This window comes from Streptomyces sp. SID3212, assembly GCF_009865405.1.
Lineage (GTDB): Bacteria > Actinomycetota > Actinomycetes > Streptomycetales > Streptomycetaceae > Streptomyces.
The window spans coordinates 25,931-45,974 of record NZ_WWJY01001052.1; the positions used below are offsets into that span (position 1 = coordinate 25,931).

Sequence of the window (20,044 nt, forward strand, 5' to 3'; positions counted from 1 at the left end):
ATACGACTCTGGACCGTCCTTCCATCGTATGTGCGAAGGAAAGAGGGTCCAGGTCGATGTGACGGGCTTGTGAGCAATCAGTCGAAACGGACCGCGAGCATCACGACGTCGTCGGCGGATCCGCCCCGGCCGGTCACCCCCGCCGCTGCCCCTGCCGCTGTTCCTGCCGCCGCCCCCGCAACCTCCCCCGGCAGCACCGCCCGCAGGACGTGGTCCGCGACCGCCCCCGGATCGTCCCTGGCCGCCTCCGGCACACTCGCCGCCGCCGCGTGCAGGCGCGCGAAGGCCCGGTCCATGGGCTCGCCGGTACGCCGCAGCAGCCCGTCGGTGTACAGCAGCACCGTTTCTCCTGGCTCCGGGAAAACCTCCACACTCGGCGCCTCCCAGCACGCCAGCATCCCCAGCGGCGCGGACAGGGACGTCTCGACGAACTCGGTGCGCCCCGCCCCCACGATCAGCGGCGGGGCGTGCCCGGCCCCGGCGAGCACGACCGACCCGTGGGCGGGTTCGGCGTACGCGAAGAGCGCGGTGGCCGTACGGGCAGGCTCGGTGAGCCGCAACAGCAGCTCCAGATCGGACAGTACGGCGACGGGGTCCTCGCCCTCCAGCACGGCGTACGCCCGCAGGGAGGCCCGCAGCCGCCCCATCGCGGCCACCGCGCCCGGCCCGGAGCCGCTCACCGACCCGACGGCCAGACCCACCGCGCCCTCGGGCAGGGCCAGGGCGTCGTACCAGTCACCGCCGCCGTACGGCCCCGTGCGGTGGCGCGCCGCGAGCCGGACGCCGGGGACGCGGGGCAGCCGGCCGGGCAGCAGTTCCCCGGTGAGGGTGGCCGTACGGGCGCGGGCGCGCTCCAGCTCCAGGAGAAGGGCGAGGTGCTCACTCGCGTACCGGGCGTAGAGGCCCACCAGATGGCGTTGCCGTTCGACCGGTTCGGCGGGTTCGTCGTAGAACCAGACGACGGCACCGAGCTTCTTCGGGTCCGACGTGTTCACGTCCGCCGTGTTCGTGCCCGCCGTGTACAGGTCCTGCGTGTTCACGTCCGCCGCGTTCCTGCCCGGCGTATCCAGGTCCGCCGCGCCCGCCGTCGCGAGCGGTACGGCGTAACTCGCCCCGTACCCCAGCCGCGCCGCCACCTCGCGCTGGCGCGGATCCAGCTCCGTGTCGCCGAGCAGGTCGGGCACGGCGACGGGTTCGGCGCGGCCGGCGGAACAGTCCAGGAGGCGCCCGTACGACGTGGCCCGGCGCGGCACCGTCTCCAGATGCCCCAGCTCGGCGTGGGCCAGCCCCAGGCCGAGCGTGGTGACCGGGCCGAGGCCGTCGCCCGGTTCGCACACGACAAGACCGCGCCGGGCGCCCACGAGGGCGGCCCCCGCGCGCAGGACCTCGTTCAGCGCGTCGTCCAGGGATCCGGTGCCGGCCAGGCGCTCGATCAGCTCGTGCAGGGTGGTGAGATCGGACACCCATCCGGCCAGCCGGTCCTGGAGCAGCAGCCCCGGCGGGGGTGTGAGGTCGTCGAGTGGTGCGGCAGTCTGCGCGGGGGCGGAAGCTGGTGGATCGATTCCAGCCACTTTCGGCAGGTTCGGAGCGCTCATGGCAACCGGCTCACCGGCCGGTACGCTCGGCGCGTTCCGTGCAATAGCATCGCAAACCCCCACGTCATTCTGCGCGGCTATCCATGCATCCACTCCATGGATTCACATCTACTCCCACAAGTGGGGCAATGTCCAGCATTGCCCTGGTGGGGCGGCGGCTAACTCGACCAGCCTGAACTTGGCGAAAAAATGACCCCCCTGATCAGGTTTTGCGATCGACTGAGTGAGTTCAACCTGGGGGATCTGCCGGGGCTGAGTTCACCTACGGTCCGGGTGGAGCGTCATTCCGAACGTGATGGGTACGTAAACGGTGACGGACAGGGGCAGTTGGGACCGCCCCGGAACCTGGCAGCAGGCCCGGGCGTCTTGTCCGCCGTAGGCCGCGCACCCCATCCCCTCGGAGTGGCGAGGAAAGTACGGAGTACAGCGGGAGAGCAAGCGCCATGCGCACGCCACCCCTCGCCACACTTTCAAAGAGGACAGCCCGCGGGCCCGACAGGTCGTGCCCGGCCCCGAGGCGGCGTCATGCGCCGCAGGCCTGGAACGCCTGTCCGTGCCCCCGGGTGCGGCGCGGCACAGCGCGAACGAAGCGTCGAACGCACAGCGGATGTACGCACAGCGAAATGATGCACACACATGGTGTCAGTGTCATGTGGACCTCGGCGTTCAACGGAAAGGAACGAGCGCTCATGCGCGAGATCCTCGGAAGGCGACGCAGGCTCCGGTTCCGGCGTAGGGGGAGGCCCGCCCAGCTCGACGCGGCCCTCACCTACGCCTCCTCGTGGAGATGGCCCGTCCTGCCGGGCGCCGGCCTGACGGCGGCCGGCGCACGCGGGACACGCGGTTACGGCTGCGCCTGCCCCGACCCCGATTGCGCCGTACCGGGCGCACACCCCTTCGATCCAGGACTGCTGGCGGCCACCACCGACGCGCGCATGGTGTGCTGGTGGTGGGGCAACCGCCCGACGGCTCCGATCGTGCTGGCCACCGGCGACAGCGCGCCGTGCGCGGTGAGCCTGCCGGCCGTCGCCGGTGCGCGCGCCCTGGCGGAGCTCGACCGGATGGGCATGCGCCTCGGCCCGGTCGTGGCAACGCCCACGCGCTGGTCGCTGCTGGTTTCCCCGTACACCCTCGAACAGCTCGGCGAGCTGCTCTACACGAAGGACTGGGTGCCCAGTTCGCTTCGCTTCCACGGCTCGGGCGGCTATCTCATGCTGCCCCCGTCCGAGGCGGCCGGCGGACAGGTCCGCTGGGAGCGGGCCCCGCTGCCCGGCTCGGCGGCGCCGTGGCTGCCGGACGTGGAGGCGGTCGTGGACGCGCTGGTCGAGGCGAGCACGAGCGCGCCGGACGGCGGGAGCAGGCTCGCGTACTGAGAGGTGAGCGCCGCGAGGCGAGCGCCGAAGGTGAGCGCCGAGAGGGCGCCGAGAGGTGAGAACCGAGAGCGGTACGGCGCTGCCGTGCCGCTCTCACCTCTGTTGTCACTCGTATGTCACTCGTACGGGTGTGAGCGGGCCCGAGAAGTGGGGAATTGGGCGCGCGGTGCGGCCGGACGGCCCATTTCGCCGATATCTTTCGCCCGACCGTCAGGAATTTCCCCGCACCGGCAGGTGGCCCCCATGAATCTGCGCGCGATCGGGCTCACGGCTGTGGTGGTGTGCACCGCACTGCTGCCGTTCGCCGCCTCAGCGGGACCCGCTTCCGGTCCGGCGCCCCTCCCGCGTTCTCTCGCCCCGTCGGCCGCGCCCTCGGTTCCCCTCCCGTTGCCGTTGCCGCTGCCGCTTCCGGCTTCACATCTGACCGGAATCGATGGGTCTCCGGCGGCGGGTGACCGGCCGGTCGCGGGAGGCGGTGCGGCGGTCCGTACGGCTGAGCGGTGCGGCCCCGAAGTCGCCTCCCCCGAGGGGATCGAGGCCCAGTCGTGTGTCCTCAGCGGGGGGCGCGACACCTGGGCGCGTACGTACTACCGCAACGCGACGGGGCGTGAACTGAGTGCCGTACTGAGCCTCATGGGCCCCGGCGCACGGACCGTACAGACGTATTGCGCGGTGGCGGCGGAGGACGAGCCGGCCACCTGTGAAACCCCTCGTGAACCGTCCCTGGGAGAGGCCTCGCGGTATCTGGCGATGGCGGAGTTCGCGGCTGCGGCGGAGGGTGGGGCGGAGGACGGGCAGAGCGCGGACGACGCGCCGCTGTTGCTGCGGTCGGGGAGCAACTCCCCGGGCCCCGGGGGCCGTTGAGCGAACGACCCGGTCCGGTCACGCGAACGCCCGGCCGCTGGCGACGGGGGATGCACCAGCGACCGGGCTTCTAGAACCGTAACAAGAGATCGGCGGTTAGCAAATTCGATCCGGTGTATTCGGACAATGAATTACCTGCCGGTAGGGAGGATGTGACAGGTGTCACCGCCCCCGGGGAAAACACCGCGACGGTGGTACGGAGACGGCGAATGGTGTCGTCCGGTGTCGGCGTACCGGTGTCGCCGTACCGCTGTCGACAGCGTCACCCTCAGCTGAGCGTCACCTGGCGGTTGGTGAGCCCGCCGCGCGCCCGGCGCTCGTCCCCGCTCAGCGGCGTGTCGGCCGCGAGCGCCACGGCCAGCCGCTCCGCGAACTCCGTCGCGGGCTTCTCGCACTCCTCCGCGCCCATCGTGCTCGGCAGGTCCCAGACCGGCACGGTCAGCCCGTGCGCCCGGAAGGAGCCCACCAGCCGGGTCCCCTCGCCGAGGCCCGACGTCCCGGCCGCGTGCAGCCGGGCCAGCGCGTCGAGAAGCTTCTCCTCGGGGTAGGGCATGACCCAGCGCAGGTGGTTCTTGGTGGGCGTCTCGCACCAGTACGCGGCGTCCGAGTGCGCCAGCAGGACGGTCGGGATCGCGGCCTCGTTGGCGCGTTCCAGGGAAGCGGTCACCTCGGCGGCGGCGTTCTCCGCGTCCGGCACCCAGAACTCGAAGCCTGGGTGCACCACCGGGCGGAAGTCCGCCTCGGGGTCCAGGAGGTCCTGGAGGCGCGGTCCGTCGGCGGGCGCCCGCTCGGAGGCGACGGGCGAACCGGGCTCGGCGGTCAGCGCACGCCGGAGTGTGTCGGCGAGGTCGCGGCTGAGATCGCCGGACGAGGTGTCGTTCTGGAGCGCGAGCAGAACGGATCCGTCGTCGCGGCGCAGCGCCGGCCAGGCCATCGGCAGGACGGTCGCGAGCGTCACGGACGGCACACCCTCGGGCAGCCCGCCCCTGAGGGTCAGTTCGACGGTCGCGGCGGGCACCAGCTCGCGCAGCGCGACCCAGTCGCACTCACCGGCCAGGCCCTCGAAGGGGCGCTGCACCAGCTCGGTCACGGCGTGCGCGGCGGAGCGGCCGTGGCAGGCCTTGTAGCGGCGGCCGGAACCGCACGGGCAGGGCTCGCGGGCCCCCACCACCGGGACCGGTCCGTCCTTGAGCTGCGCCGTGCTGGCCTTGGTCTGGGGGCGCTTCTTGGCCATGGTGAGGCTTTCTCCCGGTAGCGGCGGTGCGGTGTCGGCGCGAGCCTAGCCGTACCGGCCGGGGGAGTGGGTCCTCCGTACGGGTGTACGAACGGACGCGGCGCCCACCGCACGCTTCCCGCCACGCCCCACCGGGGCCCCGGCCAGGTCGGCCGGACGCCTGAACACCCCGATGCACGGACGCCCGTACGCCTGGGCGCCCGCATGCACGGACGCCCGGACCTGCCCTCAGCCCAACTCGTCGAAGGCGTCCGCGAAACCCAGATCGCCGACGTCGAGCCCGACGTCCATCCCGGGGCCAGTGACGCGCGTAGCGAAATCATCGCGGCGGTGTCCTTCGGTGACGAGCACCCACACCGTCACCTCACCGGACGCGCTGTCCCGTACACCCCAGTCCTGCGCCAGCGCACTGATGATGTTGAGCCCGCGCCCGCCGCGCGCCGTCACCGACGGTGTCGCCGGGACGGGCCGGGTGGGACCGCCCCCGTCCGTCACCTCGACCGTCAGCCGGCCCGCCTTGTCGACGTGCCAGGCCGCCCGGATGTCCCCGTCGCCGATGTCCGTACGCCCCAGCGGCCTGCCGTGCCGGCAGGCGTTGCTGAGCAGCTCGGAAAGGATCAGAACCGCGTCGTCCACCACTGCGTCCGACATCCCGCCGCGCCTCAACTGCTCACGCATCCGGCGTCGTGCCGCCCCTACGCCCGCAGGACCGTGGGGTACGGCCATGCTGGACGACGTGGGCGCCTCTTGTGCCACCAAAACCGTCACCCCCGAGACCTCCTTAGCCCCACGCCACGATGTGAATGCCCCATTGGCCTGGACCGGAAACCGGCCACAGGAGAGCCGTTGACGCACTCATGACTCTCGAACACAGTTCGAGCGCGCCGGTGCACTCCCCGGGCGGCGAACGCGCCTGGAGATCTCGGAAGATCTCAGACAGGGCGGCCCAACTGGGACAGGACCTGTTTGGGCCGGTTGGTGATGATTGCCTCGACTCCGAGGCGTACACACAGGTCGACGTCTTCCGGCTCATTCACCGTCCAGACGTGGACACGGTGGCCCGCTCTGTGCAGGCGGGCGATGTAACCGGGGTGGTTGCGGACGATCCGCATGCCGGGACCCGCGATCCGCGATCCGGCCGGCAGCCGCCCGTCGCGCAGCCGGGGGGAGACGAACTGCATCAGGTAGACGGTCGGCAGCTGGGGGGCGGCGGAGGCGATCCGGTGGAGCGAGCGCGCGGAGAAGCTCATGATCCGTACGGCGGACTCGTGGGGCTTCTCCCCGCTCCGCACCGCCCCGTCCGGTCCCGGGGTGGGACGGTCCAGCCCGAAGCGCCGCAGCAGTTCGAGCAGCCGCTCCTCCACCTGACCGGCCCAGCGGGTGGGGTGCTTCGTCTCGATGGCCAGCTGGACGGGGCGACCGGCGTCCGCGACCAGTTCGAGGAGCCGCTCCAGCGTCAGTACGGAGGTGAACTCGCGGTCCCGCCAGTCCGGGCTCTCCTCGCTGTCCCGCCAGGAGCCGAAGTCGAGCGCGGCGAGATCGGCGAGCTCCAGGGCGGAGACGGCGCCGCGTCCGTTGGACGTACGGTTCACGCGACGGTCGTGGACGCAGACGAGATGGCCGTCGGCGGTGAGCCGTACATCGCACTCCAAGGCGTCGGCGCCGTCCTCGATGGCCTTGGTGTACGCGGCGAGGGTGTGCTCGGGGGCGTCCTCCGAGGCTCCGCGGTGTGCGACGACCTGAATACTGTGGTGGCGGGCTTGGGTCACCGCGTCATGGTGCCATCGTGCCGGGGTAGGCGGGTGACCGGCGGGAGTGCTGCGGCCGGTCGGTCAGAGGTGCAGGCGTTTTGTCCGTAATAAAGAATGATGGTACGACGCACAGCTCCTGCTTACAGTGGCCTGACGTGCTGTGGGAAAAGCTGTGCGCAGAAACTTGCGTGCGAACCGTACGGAATTCTGGCCGACGACCCTGCCGATGACCTTGCCGACGACTGATGTGGAACCGAGGAGAACGAGCTGTGAGCACCGAGAACGAGGGCACTGGGGCCTCAGGCGCCCCGTCCGTACCTCCCGTGCCGGATGCCGCTCCTGAGGGCACGCCCGCGTCCGCACCGGCGTCCACACCGGCTCCGGCCGGCGACTACCCGCCGCCGGGGCAGACGCCTCCCCCCGCCGGGAGCTACCCGCCGCCGGGGCACACCCCTCCCCCCTCTCCCGCCTCTCCCCCCTCCCACGCGCCCGCGGGCGCTCCCGGGGCTCCGGCGGACGCTCCGACATCGGCGCAGCCCGTGGTGGGCGCCTCCTGGCCGCCGCCCCCGCCGGTGCTCCCTTCCTACGGAGGCGGTGGCTCGTACGGAAGCGGCGGCGACGGCCCCGAGTGGGGCAGCCCGGAGCAGCCGCGGTCCAGGCCCGGCGGCAAGCGCCTGGGTCTGTTCGTGGCGGCCATGGCCGTGGTCGCGCTGGTCGCGGGCGGCCTCGGGGGCGGTCTCGGCTACCAGATCGCGAAGAACGACGATGACGGGGCCGGCTCGACGACGGTCTCGGCAGCGGACGCGCCGAAGGACTTCGCCCGCGCGGCGGACACGGTCGCGGCGGTGGCCGGCAAGTCGCTGCCGAGCGTGGTGACCATCGAGGCCAAGGGCGGCGACGGCGAGGGCGGTACGGGCACCGGCTTCATCTACGACAAGCAGGGGCACATCCTGACCAACAACCACGTGGTGGCGTCCGCGGCGGAGGGTGGCGACCTCACGGCGACGTTCTCGAACGGCAAGAAGTACACCGCCGAAGTCGTCGGCCGCGCCGAGGGCTACGACGTGGCCGTGGTGAAGCTCAAGAACGCCCCCTCGGGCCTGAACCCGCTCCCGCTCGCCGACTCGGACGCGGTCGCCGTCGGCGACTCCACGATCGCGATCGGCGCCCCCTTCGGCCTCTCCAACACCGTCACCACCGGCATCATCAGCGCCAAGAACCGCCCGGTCGCCTCGGGCGACGGCACCGGCAGCAGCAACTCGTACATGAGCGCCCTCCAGACCGACGCGTCCATCAACCCGGGCAACTCCGGCGGCCCCCTGCTGGACGCCGGCGGCGCGGTCATCGGCATGAACTCCGCGATCCAGCCCTCGGGCAGCGGCGGTACGGGCCAGGGCCAGGCGGGCTCCATCGGCCTCGGTTTCGCCATCCCGATCAACCAGGCGAAGAACGTCGCCGAGCAGCTCATCAAGACCGGCACCCCGGTCTACCCGGTCATCGGCGCCACCGTCACGATGACGGAGGGCGGCAGCGGCGCCACGATCTCGGCGGACGGCCAGGGCGGCACCCCGGCGGTCACCCCCGACGGCCCGGCGGCCAAGGCGGGCCTGAAGGCGGGCGACGTCATCACCAAGTTCAACGACACCCCGATCGACAGCGGCCCGACCCTGATCAGCGAGATCTGGACCCACAAGCCGGGCGACAAGGTCACCCTGACGTACAAGCGCGCGGGCAAGGAGTCCACGGTCCAGGTAACCCTGGGCGAACGCAAGGGCGAAAGCTGACCTCCCGACACCCCCACCCCGCCCCCTCCCCGTCCCCCGGCCGGTAAGCTGTCCCCGCTCCCGAGCAACACTCCCGGAGCAGAGGTGGGTTGCCCGAGCGGCCTAAGGGAACGGTCTTGAAAACCGTCGTGGCAGCGATGTCACCGTGGGTTCAAATCCCACACCCACCGCCAGGTCAGAGAAGCAGCAGCTCAGAGGGCGAGTCCCCGTTTCGGGGACCCGCCCTCTGTGTTCACCCTGTCTCACCCGATGCCCCTGTTTCCCGGTACCGACCAGGGCGTGTGGGCCATGTGCGGGCCAGGGTCGCCCCTACTCATCCGCCCGAAGTCCCTGCTCAACGAGGAGGTTCGCCGCGGCTGATCCTCCCTTGAGGAGCTTGGCGTAGAACCGGTAGAGCACCGCGAGACTGTGGCCGGCACGGTAGGCGGCCTCCACCGGATCCATCCCCGATTTGATCCACAGCGAGATGGCTGCATGCCGGAGGGAGTACGGAACCTCGGCCAGCGCGGTCTTGAGCTCCTGTTCGCTGAGCACCGCCGTCCGCGCCTCACTCCAGACCTCGGAGTACTCGGTCGACGCGATACGGCCGCCGCGTGCCGCCCTGAACAACCGGCCGCCGGGCCCCACGCCAAAGCGCGCGATGTGGGACCGGACCATGCGCACATATACCGGCGGGACCGGGACGGCTCGTACCGCCTTACGCGCCGGGTGCTTCAGGCCCCGCTCGTCGTGCGACTTCCCGCTGTCCGTCCAGCCGCTCCCCACCTCGGGATGGCTCTCCGACACCAGCACCTCGCCCCACGCCTCCGGCTCGCTCTCCGGCGGCAAGACGAAGTCCGACTCCCGCAGCGTCGCGGCCTCACCCGGACGCGTGGCCAGGTAGTAGACAGCCCCGTAGAAGGCTTCCAGATGTTCACCGCGTGGCCCTTGAGCGGCTACGGCACCGAGCACGGCCCGAGCGAGCCGAGGTCCGGGCACCCAACGGAAGTCGACCTCGTCAGACGGCCAGGCTCGACGGGACCACACCCCGACCGTCCGGCCCAGGTCAGCGCAAAACCAGCCCCAAATGCCCGCAGCTCCCCAAGCTGATGTGTCCGTAGGTTGGACTCCGTAGTTCTCGTGGGTAGTTGCCCCAATCGCCCCCTCCCCGCGCGGGCTCTGCCAGACTCCGGTCATGGGGCGTTGCGCTGGCGTGACACGGCAGGGACGAGCGTGCGGCAACCCGGCCGGATGGAAGGGCTACTGCCATCTGCACGATGGTGGAGGCCAACGAAGCCGAAGCCCACGTGTCTCTACGCCTCCCCGGCCTCCGCGCATGCCGGCGCGTCCAGAACCGCCAGGCAGGCGGAGAGGCCAGCTGTGGTGGCTGCGATGGTGCTTCATGAGTTGGTTCGAGGCGCTGCGAAACGCGATAGGCCGACGCTTGTGACTGTGTTGGCGGGGCCGTCTCAGGGCCGTTCGAGGTCGCTCGACAATGCCCAAGGACGACCACGACGACCACCAGGCGCACGAGCCCACCGCCCTTGAGCAGCGAAAACCCAGCTCCCCAAGATCCCCGACAAGACTCAGGGCAAGAAGAGTGTCCTGTGTGCTGATAGAGCACCAGAATCAGCGTGCGGTACGAGCAACGCGTCGGGCATCCTGAGGGGCATGCCAAACCTTGCTCATCCCCTTTTCAGCGCCACTGCCGAAGCGATCGATGCTGACATGGTCCGAGGCTTTTTGTCTTTGGAGTTGCAGGAGAGCTTCACCATCGACTACAAGCGCAATATCGAAGCTGCAACGGACACCGTTGCTGCGATGGCCAACACTCACGGTGGCGTAGTCCTCATCGGTGTCGACGCACACATCAAAGACAAAAACCTTCCGGGTGACCTGGTCGGTGTAAAGCCAATAGACAAGGATCGATTGGTCAGCAAGATGGCCACGACGCTCGACCCGCCCTGGTGGACACCCGACGTTATCCCGGTCACCGTCGATGGCAAACTTCTGTTGGTGGTACGGGTTGACCCTGACGGTGCGCCCCGGCCGCTGCTTCACCAAGGGGCAGTCAGGGTCCGGCTTGATGGGCGCAATGAGATTGCGGACCGGCGCCTGGTACAGGTGCTGTTCCAGCAGGCAGCCGAGGCTCCGGTTCTCAACTACGCCAGCGACCCGCGGTTCGCACCAGACAATGGTGGAATTGAGCACCGAGACGCCTATCGCGGCGCTCCTCCGGACCTGGTCATCCGCGCTGCCGCCTCGAGACCCCTTCGACCCAACGCTGTCCGGCCCAGGTTGCACGGTACGACAGTTGCCGCGCTGATCAAGGCACTCGGTGGGTCAAACACTCACGGATGGCAAGGGGTCAGCCAGCGGATGGCAGCGCTTGCACAGCAAGTGGACCCACAGGAGGTCCCTGTTGGGTGGGCCATCGATCCAGAGCGTGGGCACTCGGGGTTTGTCCGACTCGAAGCAGGACACACCCTTCGCCATGACCTGCACTTCAGGGACCCGGCCCTACGGATGGAGTGCACGGCCTCGATTGCCGGTGCTGGCAACAGTCTTGAGGTCTTCTTCGATTTGCTCTTCTGGTCCAAGGGGCAGCTGGTCGCGGGTGATCTATGGGTTCAGGCTTGCTACGAAGCAGTCCACAGTCTCGTGCACTATGCCCTACCCACCCTCGCGGAGGGCCTGCTCGGGACCGCTGCCCTTCCCCCGCCGCCCATCGAGTTGCACGTCGCCCCCGGTAAGCAACACGCACCCTTGCACGTACTCAACCTCGACTCCCTCGGTCAGAGGACGGGGGGCGGCGATGTTCGTCGAGGTAGCGATTTCCTCCGCGAGGACCTCGTAGCTATCGGCGATCTACCGGGCGCCGTCACGGAGGCTCTGCGCAATATCGCACTGGACTGGCGCTACCTGCATCCGACGCTTCCTCCCCTCGCCAACGCCGTTCCTGAGCCATTTTAGTTGCCCCTCTAACGATGCTGTGTCTGAGGTGAGTGTTTAACTGCGTGACGATACAGACGAACCCTGGCGAGTAAGTACGGACGCCCGCAGAGCACCAACGCAGTTGAGAAGCACGCCAGCCCAAGGCAGCACGCCCACCCAGGTTGCTTCGGGACGAAGAGGTCGGGATGGCGCAGCTGTGCTAGATGCAAGAGATCTACCACGGTCGACGATGGGAGACGGCGGGCGCATCTGTCGGACGGGGTCGGCAAGTCACACGCACCTTTCTGACCCCCAGCTGCACTGTAGAAGCGAGAGTCGATCCAGCCAACTGGTTCTGAGAGCGCGCCTCGCAGGGGGACCATGGGCCATGTGCGGGCCAGCTGCGGTAGTTGGCGCGGAGAGACGGCCTCCGATGCAGTTCAGGGCGCTGCTGAGGCTGAAGGCGTAGCGGTCTTGAAACCGTCGTGGCAGCGATGTCACGGTGGGTTCAAATCCCACACCCACCGCAGCGAACGGTCCCTGACCAGGCAGTACGGTCAGGGACCGTAGCCGTGCCAGGCGCCCGCCGGCCGCCGTCCGTCCCCTTGGCTCCCGCTCGATCGGGCACGGAAGGGGTAGCGGTAGATTTCTGACAGGGCCGGATGTCGAAAACGAATTTTCTGCGGATGCCGGTTCGGACTAGTGGTCCCGCCGGCCCTCATTCGATATAGCGGCCCCTGACCATGAATACGGTCGGGGGCTGCGGCGTTTACGCAGACCTCACCGGACTGGGATGCTGCTCGATATTGTCAGATCTGATCGCGCTGCCTCGTGAAGGACATTGAGCGCCTCCACCACGGGCATCGAAGGGAGTTCGGCTACGCCGCTGGTGGGGATCTGGGCCGCGGTTAGCAACTCCCACGTCCGCTGATTGGCCGCGTGAGCGGCAGTGGCAGCCTTCTCGTTGCTCAGCAGGAAAAAGGTCTCGAAGAGGATCGATCTTCTGTTCTCGTTCTCCTCCATCTCGTTCAACGCGTAGACCGTGTCTCCTCCTTGGTCGCGGGCCCGCCCGGCAGCCATGGCGGCCCTATGGATTCTTTTGGTACAGGTCAAGTATTCGATGTATGTGTCAAGCTTCCGCTCGTCCCACCGCGTGGTCATCTCTCCTCGGAAATTGGCCCGTTCAGTCGCAGTTGTTGCGAAGTAGGAAGTCAGGGCGCCGACGAGGACGCTGACCAAGGTGAAGATCTGGGTGGCCATGATTGACAACGTACCGTCGCTGGAGGCCGTGGTATGGGCATTTGAAGAGGCGCATCTCCTGCTCAGCGGGGACCAAGACCAATCCGACTCAGACGGAGAGGCTGCCGTAGCAGTACACGGCCGCTGCTGATGCGCTGAAAATCAGGACGAGAATCGCGCAGAATTTGGACAGAGGCGCGGGCGGGGGTGTTCGGCACTCTGACAGGGGTTGTGTCCCTGCGGTGGCCAGCGTTGGGGTGTCGTGGGTTTGTCAGTTGTTCTTCATTTGAGTGTTGACGGGGGCGGGGTTGGCTGTTTTGTAGGTCAATTCGCTTGTGGGGCACAACCCTTTTGGTGGGGGCGGGGTCCAACCTCTTGGCGGCGGGGGGCGGGTCCTCGCTATGGGGCGTGACTTTGGGCCCGGGGTGACCATGTTGAGATTCAGGAGCCAGGACGTGAGTGGTACGCGTTTTGTTGGGGGAACTGGCAGATGTGTCGGGGTTCGGAATTGGCGGGGGTCCGGGGTGGTTGTGGCGGCTCTGTTGTTGGGTGTTGGGGCCACGATCACCGCTACCGGGTCTCCCGCCGGGGCCGTTTCCGCCGCTGTGGAGGCGGTTCGTGACGACTTCAACGGTGACGGTTATCCCGACCTCGTCGTCTCCGCTCCCGGGGGGACCGTCAGTGCGCAGAAAGGGGCCGGTTATGTCGCCGTGTTGTACGGGGGCGGGAGTGGGCTCTCCGGTTCGCGGCGGGCCACGTTCAGTCTGAGTACCCCCGGTATACCGGGGGTCGTTCAGGCCGGCGACGGGTTTGGGCAGGTCACCGCCTCCGGGGATCTGGACGGGGACGGCTTTGCGGATCTTGTTGTCGGTATGCCCGGTCGGGACGTTGGTGATATGGGGGACGCGGGGGCCGCCGTTGTGTTGTGGGGGTCCGCCGGCGGGCTTCGGGCCGACGGGGCCCTCTGGCTTCAGGACGACGTTCCGGCGGCGCGCGGTCGGTTCGGGATGGGGTTGGCCACCGGTCGGTTCAAGGGCGACGGGATCGAGGTCGCCCTGCTGAGCGCCAATCGTCTGTCGACTTATGTGTTCGCGGGCGCGGTCGGCGGCGGGCGTACCTCGGAGGCCGTTCCCGTGGACTGGAAGTGGAGGGAGGAGTTCACCCCCACCGGCCTCACCTCGGGCGACTACAACAACAGCGGCTCCGACGACCTGGTGCTGCTCGGGACCGTCACCAGCTACGAAGGTATCCACCCCGTGTACACCGTCGGCGGGGCCAGCTACCTTCCCGGTGGCCGCGACGGGCTGACGTACGGCAGAGGGCTTTTCGGCGGTCCGGTCGGTGCCTCCGGTGACATCAACAACGACGGCTACGCCGACCTCGTCTTCGGCTCGCCCGCGGACAGCGACGACCTCAACGAATGGCTGCTCGACGGCGGTACGGTCGACGTCTTCCTCGGCGGGCCCAGCGGGCCGGACACCCGTGAGGACGTCTCCCAGCACTGGAACCAGACCACCGTCGGCGCCTCCGGCGACGACGCGAACGGTGATCGTTTCGGCGGTGCCGTCACCGTGGGGGACGTCAACGGCGACGGCTACGCCGACGCCGCGATCAGCGCCCCCGCCAACGACATCAACAGCCTCACCGACCCCGGCACCGTGTGGGTGATGCGCGGTACGGCCAACGGGCTCACCCCGAGAGGCCTGGCCAGCTTCAGTCAGAGCACGCCGTCCGTCCCCGGTGACAACGAGGACAGCGACCGGTTCGGGGGCGCCCTCCGGCTCATCGACGCCAACCGCGACGGCAAGGCCGAGCTGGTCGCCTCCGCGCCCGGCGAGGACACCGGCGACGGCGCCGCCTGGGTCTTCCCCGGTACGGTCAACGGGCCTGTCGGCAGCGGGTCCTGGTCCTTCAACGGCGCCACGCTCAGCGCGCCCGTTCCTGACGCCCGGTTCGGGGAGACTCTCGCCCCGTAGTGGCCGACTCCGGCGGGCGGAAGGGGTGCCTCCGGTGTGGGGGGGGCACCCCTTCCGGGCTGTTCGTGGGTGCGCGTAGTTGGTGTGTCAGGCCTTCTGGGCGCGGTCGTACACCTTCTTGGCCGTGGCCCCGAAGATCTCCCCGTACATCTTCGTCGGAGTCAGCGAGTCCAGGGACGCGTTGACCGAGACCAGGGTGCCCTTGCCGGTGGTGGTGCTGAAGCCGGCCAGCCAGGGGCCGCCGCTGGAGCCGCCGGTCATGTCGCACGGGATGGCCTGCGTGCCGTCGGCCTTCTTCGCCGTGCCGACGCACCGGAGGAGTTCCTCGCCGAGCTGCGGACGGGTCGCCGAGTAGCCGAGGGCTGAAATGGTGCCGCCGACGGGGCGGTTGAAGGCGATGGCCTGGCCGCCCACGACGTCGGTGAGCTTGCGGCCGTTCTTGTCGGCGTCCACGACCAGCGCGGACAGGTCGTCCGTGGAGTCGTACACCCACGTGCGCGGCGTCGCGGCGCTGCGGACCGCGAACGTACCGTACGGCCTCTTGCCCTTGTGGTAACCGGGGACGAAGACCATGTCGGTGTTGGTGTTGCCGGGCGAGGAGCCCCGGCGCACGCAGTGGGCCGCGGTCATCACGGCCGAGCGGTTGGCGCTCTTCACGGCGGTGGCCGTGCACCACGTGTCGGCGCCGTTCGCGTTGACGAAGAAGAGCCGGCCCACCGTCTTCAGGGCAACGCCCTTGTACGGTTTGGCCTTCGGCCCGGTCGGACCGAGGTCCGCGGACTTCCCTACGGCCTTGATGCGCGCGGCTGTCCAGTAACTGACCGCCGCCTTGCGCTCCTTGACGGTGTACGTGAGGACGGAGACCGGGTCGGGAGCGGCGGCCGTCACCGACGCGGGAGCGGCGAGGACGAGGACCGTACCGGCGACGGCGAGTCCCGTGGCCCGGCCACGAAGCCGCCGGATGAGGGAAGTTGAGGTCTCGGACATGGTGGGTGTCTCCTCGGCGGTGCGGCGGCAACAGCGGGCACGGGCGGACGGTGCGGTGAGTAACGGTGGGGTGTTCGTCCGGCAAGACCGGCGGACCGGGGCCTTCGGTTGCGCTGTCGGTGATCTGTGACAGAAGCAGGTCACAGCGGGTCGCAGGTCACAGCGGATCGCAGGTCACAGCGAGTCGCAGGTCACGGCGGGTCGCAGATCACACGCGAGCCGCCGTCACGCCCTGCGCAGTGCTGAGCCGCCCGCGAAGCGTGCCGCGTCCCCCAACTCCTCCTCGATCCGGATCAGTTGGTTGTACTTTGCCGTACGGTCGGAGCGGGAGAGCGAGCCGGTCTTGATCTGACCGCAGCCCGTCGCCACCGCCAGATCCGCGATGGTGGTGTCCTCCGTCTCGCCCGAGCGGTGCGACATGACGGCCGTCCAGCCCGCCCGGTGGGCCGTGGCCACCGTCGCCAGTGCCTCGGTCAGGGTCCCGACCTGATTGACCTTGACCAGGACCGAGTTGCCGACACCGGTACGGATGCCCTCGCCCAGCAGCGTCTCGTCGGTGCAGAACACGTCGTCGCCGGTGAGCTGGCAGCGGTCGCCGACGCGGGCGGTCAGCTCGCGCCAGCCGTCCAGGTCGTTCTCCGCCATCGGGTCCTCGATGGAGACGATGGGGTAGGCGTCGACGAGTCCGACCAGGTAGTCGACGTTCTCGGAGGGGGTACGGCGCACCCCCTCGCCCGCGTAGTCGTAGACCCCGTCGTGGAAGAACTCCGACGACGCCGGGTCCATGACCAGGCCGATGTCCGTGCCGGGGCGGTAGCCGCTGCGCTCGACGGCGGCCGTCACGAAGTCGAGCGCTTCTTCGGCGGTACGGAGGGCCGGCGCGAAGCCGCCCTCGTCGCCGACGCCCGTGGAGTGCCCGGCGGCCAGCAGGTCGCGGCGCAGGGTGTGGAACACCTCGCTGCCCATGCGGACGGCTTCGGCGAAGGTGTCCGCGCCCACGGGCACGATCATGAATTCCTGGAAGTCCAGCGGATTGTCGGCGTGGGCGCCGCCGTTGACGATGTTCATCATCGGCAGTGGCAGGAGGTGCGCGCCGGCGCCGCCGAGGAAGCGGTACAGGGGTTGGCGGTGGGCCGCCGCGGCGGCCTTGGCGGTGGCGAGGGAGACGCCGAGGATCGCGTTGGCGCCGAGCCGGGACTTGGTGGCGGTGCCGTCGAGGGCGATCAGCGCGGCGTCGAGACCTGCCTGGTCCGCCGCGTCCCGGCCCTGTACGGCCGCCGCGATCTCCCCGTTGACGTGGGCCACCGCGCGGTCGACGCCCTTGCCGTGCCAGCGGGCGGGGTCTCCGTCGCGCAGTTCCACGGCCTCCCGGGCGCCGGTGGAGGCGCCGGAGGGGACGGCCGCGCGCCCGAGGGAACCGTCCGCCAGGACGACGTCGACCTCGACCGTGGGGTTTCCCCGGCTGTCGATGATCCGGCGGGCGGTGACGGTGCGGATGGTGACGGGGTGGGCGGTGACGGTGTGGGTGGAGGCGGTGTGGGTGGAGGCGGTGTGGGTGGAGGCGGTGTGGACCTTGGCGTCGACGGTGGCGGCTGCCTTTGCGGACATGGGAGTCCCTTCCCGTGGTCGTGTGTGCCGTGGCCCCGGCTGCGACGACGCTGGCGCTGAGCCCGACGACAGCAAACCGTACAGCAATGCTGGTCAGTTCTGCTGCTCAGTTCGGCTGTTTAGTGCTGCTGTTTAGTTTGGCTGTTCAGTTTTGCTGTTCATTTCTGCTGTGCGGTGTTACTGTGCAGGTCAGGTATGCAGCAATGCTGGCCAACGGGGTAAAGTGCCCTATGCCCACCTCGGAAGCCGCCGCCATTGCCGCCGAACTGCGCACCGCGATGGGCAAGTTGACCCGGCGCGTCAAACACGAGGACCACATCCCGCTCGGCCAGGTCGCCGTGCTCGGCGCGCTCGACCGCAGCGGCGCCATGACCACCAGCGACCTCGCCGCCGATCAGCGCGTACGTCCCCAGTCGATGGCCCGGGCGGTGGGGCTGCTCATGGGCCAGAACCTGATCACGCGCCGCGCCCATCCCACGGACGGCCGCAAGTCGCTGGTCGAGCTGTCGGACGCGGGCCGGGCCGCCCTGGAGGCGGAGCGCGGGCGCAGGGCCGGCTGGCTCGCGCAGGCCATCGAGTCCGAACTCGCTGACGAGGAGCGGGTGTTGCTGGCGCGCAGCGCCGCCCTCCTGGAGCGGCTCGCCGCGCGTTAGCGGCCGTCCGCGCGTCAGCGGCCCTCCGCACGTTGGCGGTCGTCCGCGCGTTGCCGGTCCGCCGCCGGGAGGACCCCGAGTGTGGTTCCGGCAGTGCGGTACAGGAACTCCTCCGCCCGGGACCAGGACCAGCCGGACTCCGTGACCAGCGTGCGCCAGCTCGTCGGGCCGAACCAGAACCACAACATGTCGGCGACCTCCTCGCGCGGTGTGTCCCGGACGGCGGGGGACAGGTCACGCAGGTGCTGGGCCGCCTCGTCGAGCGCCCGGCGGTAGGCGGCGGTGGCGCGCGCCCAGAGGGCCTCGCTGTCCTCGTGCACCGGGAGCGCCCCCCTGATGGCCTCCAGGACCGTGAACTGGCCCTCGTTGCCCGTACGGGTCCCGTGGGCCAGCGCCTTCAGTACGGCCTCCGGGGTCGTCACCGCCAGGAGGTACGTCACCGTCGCCTCGTAGCCGGAGTCCACGACCGCCTTGTCCACGATCTGGTCCAGGGCGCTCGACTTGCTCCCGACGCTCGCGAAGACGGTCTTCGAGGCGACACCGGCCGCCTGGGCGATGTCGGCGACGGTGACGCGTCCGTACCCGCGCCGAGCGAACAGTTCCACCGCCTGCCCGAGGATCCGCTCGCGCGTCTCGGCCGCGGCCTTCTTCCGGAGCGGGGAGCTGTACAGGCGCTTGTCGGTCATGGCGTCATGCTATCGCTGGCCTATTCATTAGATGGCTTGTAACCTGAATTTAGGCCTATCGAGCAAGCAGCATCGACCAAGCAGCAAGCAGCAAGAGACAGGTGGCACCACGGATGAACGCCGACGAACTCGCCCACGGGCTCTTCCGGATCCTGGAGACCGGGGACCCCTCCCTGGCCGCCACCGTCGTCGCCGACGACAACCACAACCGCGAGGCGGCCGTCGCCCCGTCCGCCTGCGCGATCCCCGGCCCGGCGGGGACCCTCGCGTCGAGTGCCTGGATGCGCCACGCGTTCAGTGAGCTGCGCTTTCCCGTCCTGGGGGTCGCCGAGAGCGACGGTCAGGTGTGGGTCAGGCTGCGCATGCGGGGGCGTCACACGGGTCCGTTCGTACGGTTCCGGAACGGCGCGCTCGACCAGGCCATTCCTCCCACCGGACGGCAGATCGACTTCGAGCAGGTCCACGTGCTCGGCGTCCGTGACGGCAAGGTCGTCAGCCACGAGGCCGTACGGGACGACGTCACCATGCTCGGTCAGCTCGGGGTGTTCCCGCCGAGCCCCGCCGTGGGGCTGCGGATGGTCGCCTGGCGCCTTTCCGGGCGGGCGACGCGCGCCGCGGCCGCGGTCTCCCAACAGGCAGACCGGGCCGCGGAGGCGTTCCGTTCGGGGGTCGTGACGTCGTGACGACCACCGTGACGTGAGGGACGAATCAGTTGGTGCGCGCGGGTACGGGCGTGGCCTCGACCCGTACCGGTCGGTCCGGCCGGCCCGCCCCGCGTCCCTCCCGGCTCGTCCCCAGCAGCGTCGCCGCCAGGACGAGCTGCACCGCCAGGACCAGCGCCTGCGTCACCGGTGACTCGACCGTCAGCACGGCCATCGTCGCGTTGAACCCGAGGTGGACCGCGACGGACGCGACGACTCCGGCACGTTCGTACGCGTAACCCGTCAGCAGCGCCACCGGGACGACGCTCAGCGAGAACATCAGGCCGCTCCAGCTGAACAGCCCCAACTCGGCCTGCACCGTGCCCTCTATGAAGAACAGCGGCAGATGCCACACCGCCCACACCGCGCCCAGCAGCACACCGGCCCGGACCCGGCTCATCGACGCGAGCAGCCGCGGGTACGCCGTACCGCGCCAGCCCGGCTCCTCGGCCAGCGGACCCGCGATCAGCATGCTGACGAAGAACGGAACCACCCCGCCCATCGTCGAGATCAGCTCCCTGCCCTCGGTCAGGCTCACCCCGGGACCGCCCAGCAGGTCCGCGAGCAGCGCGCCCACCACCACGCTCGCCGACGCCAGGGCCAGCAGGGGCAGCGCCAGGAACACCCGTACCCCCTGCCGGTACGGCACCGCACGCGCGGGCACCGGCTCGCGGCGGCGG

17 protein-coding genes and 2 tRNA genes are annotated in these 20,044 nt (G+C 69.6%); 9 read left to right on the top strand and 10 right to left on the bottom strand.

Features of this window, described 5'->3' with window-relative positions:
- Window positions 1-77: 77 nt before the first annotated feature.
- Window positions 78-1,571: a PP2C family protein-serine/threonine phosphatase gene (locus tag GT042_RS31370; protein WP_345943990.1), complete on the bottom strand. Its 1,494-nt coding sequence runs from the start codon at window positions 1,569-1,571 to the stop codon at window positions 78-80.
- A gap of 713 nt (window positions 1,572-2,284) precedes the next feature.
- Here GT042_RS31370 and GT042_RS31375 point away from each other — a divergent pair.
- Together GT042_RS31375 and GT042_RS31380 are read left to right on the top strand one after the other, a co-directional pair.
- Window positions 2,285-2,968 (top strand): bifunctional DNA primase/polymerase, encoded by a 684-nt coding sequence (locus GT042_RS31375; RefSeq protein WP_161312076.1) that lies wholly within the window; start codon window positions 2,285-2,287, stop codon window positions 2,966-2,968.
- A 243-nt stretch (window positions 2,969-3,211) separates the two neighbouring features.
- Window positions 3,212-3,832, top strand: coding sequence for a hypothetical protein (locus GT042_RS31380; protein WP_161312077.1), 621 nt, complete (start codon window positions 3,212-3,214; stop codon window positions 3,830-3,832).
- 268 nt (window positions 3,833-4,100) lie between these two features.
- Here GT042_RS31380 and GT042_RS31385 read toward each other — a convergent pair whose 3' ends face one another.
- The 3 genes from GT042_RS31385 to GT042_RS31395 form a co-directional block, all read right to left on the bottom strand.
- Window positions 4,101-5,066 (bottom strand): DUF5926 family protein, encoded by a 966-nt coding sequence (locus GT042_RS31385; RefSeq protein WP_161312078.1) that lies wholly within the window; start codon window positions 5,064-5,066, stop codon window positions 4,101-4,103.
- Between the two features lie 228 nt (window positions 5,067-5,294).
- Window positions 5,295-5,921, bottom strand: coding sequence for an ATP-binding protein (locus GT042_RS31390; protein ID WP_161312079.1), 627 nt, complete (start codon window positions 5,919-5,921; stop codon window positions 5,295-5,297).
- A gap of 77 nt (window positions 5,922-5,998) precedes the next feature.
- Window positions 5,999-6,835, bottom strand: coding sequence for a glycerophosphodiester phosphodiesterase family protein (locus tag GT042_RS31395; protein ID WP_161312080.1), 837 nt, complete (start codon window positions 6,833-6,835; stop codon window positions 5,999-6,001).
- 251 nt (window positions 6,836-7,086) lie between these two features.
- On the opposite strand from GT042_RS31395, the gene GT042_RS31400 reads away from it, so the two are divergent.
- Both GT042_RS31400 and GT042_RS31405 read left to right on the top strand, forming a co-directional pair.
- Window positions 7,087-8,601, top strand: coding sequence for a trypsin-like peptidase domain-containing protein (locus tag GT042_RS31400; RefSeq protein WP_161312081.1), 1,515 nt, complete (start codon window positions 7,087-7,089; stop codon window positions 8,599-8,601).
- An 83-nt stretch (window positions 8,602-8,684) separates the two neighbouring features.
- A tRNA-Ser gene (locus tag GT042_RS31405) sits at window positions 8,685-8,774 on the top strand.
- A gap of 136 nt (window positions 8,775-8,910) precedes the next feature.
- On the opposite strand, the gene GT042_RS31410 is transcribed toward GT042_RS31405, so the two are convergent.
- Window positions 8,911-9,552 (bottom strand): hypothetical protein, encoded by a 642-nt coding sequence (locus tag GT042_RS31410; protein WP_202534282.1) that lies wholly within the window; start codon window positions 9,550-9,552, stop codon window positions 8,911-8,913.
- A gap of 699 nt (window positions 9,553-10,251) precedes the next feature.
- Here GT042_RS31410 and GT042_RS31415 point away from each other — a divergent pair.
- Both GT042_RS31415 and GT042_RS31420 read left to right on the top strand, forming a co-directional pair.
- Entirely contained in the window at window positions 10,252-11,553 is a 1,302-nt protein-coding gene (locus GT042_RS31415) for an ATP-binding protein (protein ID WP_161312082.1), read from the top strand.
- A gap of 364 nt (window positions 11,554-11,917) precedes the next feature.
- Window positions 11,918-12,043 (top strand) — tRNA-OTHER (locus tag GT042_RS31420).
- A 251-nt stretch (window positions 12,044-12,294) separates the two neighbouring features.
- Here the strand turns inward: GT042_RS31420 and GT042_RS31425 are convergent.
- A complete protein-coding gene (locus GT042_RS31425) occupies window positions 12,295-12,774 on the bottom strand; it encodes a hypothetical protein (RefSeq protein WP_161312083.1) in 480 nt (159 codons plus the stop codon).
- Window positions 12,775-13,760: 986 nt separating this feature from the next.
- Here GT042_RS31425 and GT042_RS31430 point away from each other — a divergent pair.
- Window positions 13,761-14,729 (top strand): FG-GAP repeat protein, encoded by a 969-nt coding sequence (locus tag GT042_RS31430; RefSeq protein WP_237531382.1) that lies wholly within the window; start codon window positions 13,761-13,763, stop codon window positions 14,727-14,729.
- Window positions 14,730-14,816: 87 nt separating this feature from the next.
- Here the strand turns inward: GT042_RS31430 and GT042_RS31435 are convergent, their stop codons facing one another.
- Both GT042_RS31435 and eno read right to left on the bottom strand, forming a co-directional pair.
- Entirely contained in the window at window positions 14,817-15,716 is a 900-nt protein-coding gene (locus GT042_RS31435; RefSeq protein ID WP_161312085.1) for a peptidase, read from the bottom strand.
- 225 nt (window positions 15,717-15,941) lie between these two features.
- Window positions 15,942-17,324 (bottom strand): phosphopyruvate hydratase, encoded by a 1,383-nt coding sequence (gene eno / locus GT042_RS31440; protein ID WP_202534283.1) that lies wholly within the window; start codon window positions 17,322-17,324, stop codon window positions 15,942-15,944.
- Window positions 17,325-17,554: 230 nt separating this feature from the next.
- Between eno and GT042_RS31445 the strand changes: the two genes are divergently transcribed.
- Entirely contained in the window at window positions 17,555-17,977 is a 423-nt protein-coding gene (locus tag GT042_RS31445; RefSeq protein ID WP_161312086.1) for a MarR family transcriptional regulator, read from the top strand.
- Between the two features lie 14 nt (window positions 17,978-17,991).
- On the opposite strand, the gene GT042_RS31450 is transcribed toward GT042_RS31445, so the two are convergent.
- A complete protein-coding gene (locus GT042_RS31450) occupies window positions 17,992-18,663 on the bottom strand; it encodes a TetR/AcrR family transcriptional regulator (protein WP_161312087.1) in 672 nt (223 codons plus the stop codon).
- 113 nt (window positions 18,664-18,776) lie between these two features.
- On the opposite strand from GT042_RS31450, the gene GT042_RS31455 reads away from it, so the two are divergent.
- Complete coding sequence (locus GT042_RS31455; RefSeq protein WP_161312088.1) at window positions 18,777-19,346, top strand: ester cyclase; 570 nt, start codon at window positions 18,777-18,779, stop codon at window positions 19,344-19,346.
- Window positions 19,347-19,371: 25 nt separating this feature from the next.
- On the opposite strand, the gene GT042_RS31460 is transcribed toward GT042_RS31455, so the two are convergent.
- A partial coding sequence (locus GT042_RS31460) for a CPBP family intramembrane glutamic endopeptidase (protein WP_161312089.1) occupies window positions 19,372-20,044 on the bottom strand: 673 nt, incomplete at its 5' end.

Excerpts from the sequence above, each read along its gene's own strand:
- GT042_RS31415 (WP_161312082.1), top strand. The coding sequence starts at position 10,252 with ATGCCAAACCTTGCTCATCCCCTTTTCAGCGCCACTGCCGAAGCGATC.
- GT042_RS31455 (WP_161312088.1), top strand. The coding sequence starts at position 18,777 with ATGAACGCCGACGAACTCGCCCACGGGCTCTTCCGGATCCTGGAGACC.
- GT042_RS31380 (WP_161312077.1), top strand. The coding sequence starts at position 3,212 with ATGAATCTGCGCGCGATCGGGCTCACGGCTGTGGTGGTGTGCACCGCA.
- GT042_RS31450 (WP_161312087.1), bottom strand. The coding sequence starts at position 18,663 with ATGACCGACAAGCGCCTGTACAGCTCCCCGCTCCGGAAGAAGGCCGCG.
- GT042_RS31425 (WP_161312083.1), bottom strand. The coding sequence starts at position 12,774 with ATGGCCACCCAGATCTTCACCTTGGTCAGCGTCCTCGTCGGCGCCCTG.
- eno (WP_202534283.1), bottom strand. The coding sequence starts at position 17,324 with ATGTCCGCAAAGGCAGCCGCCACCGTCGACGCCAAGGTCCACACCGCC.
- GT042_RS31445 (WP_161312086.1), top strand. The coding sequence starts at position 17,555 with ATGCCCACCTCGGAAGCCGCCGCCATTGCCGCCGAACTGCGCACCGCG.
- GT042_RS31375 (WP_161312076.1), top strand. The coding sequence starts at position 2,285 with ATGCGCGAGATCCTCGGAAGGCGACGCAGGCTCCGGTTCCGGCGTAGG.
- GT042_RS31385 (WP_161312078.1), bottom strand. The coding sequence starts at position 5,066 with ATGGCCAAGAAGCGCCCCCAGACCAAGGCCAGCACGGCGCAGCTCAAG.
- GT042_RS31430 (WP_237531382.1), top strand. The coding sequence starts at position 13,761 with ATGGGGTTGGCCACCGGTCGGTTCAAGGGCGACGGGATCGAGGTCGCC.
- GT042_RS31435 (WP_161312085.1), bottom strand. The coding sequence starts at position 15,716 with ATGTCCGAGACCTCAACTTCCCTCATCCGGCGGCTTCGTGGCCGGGCC.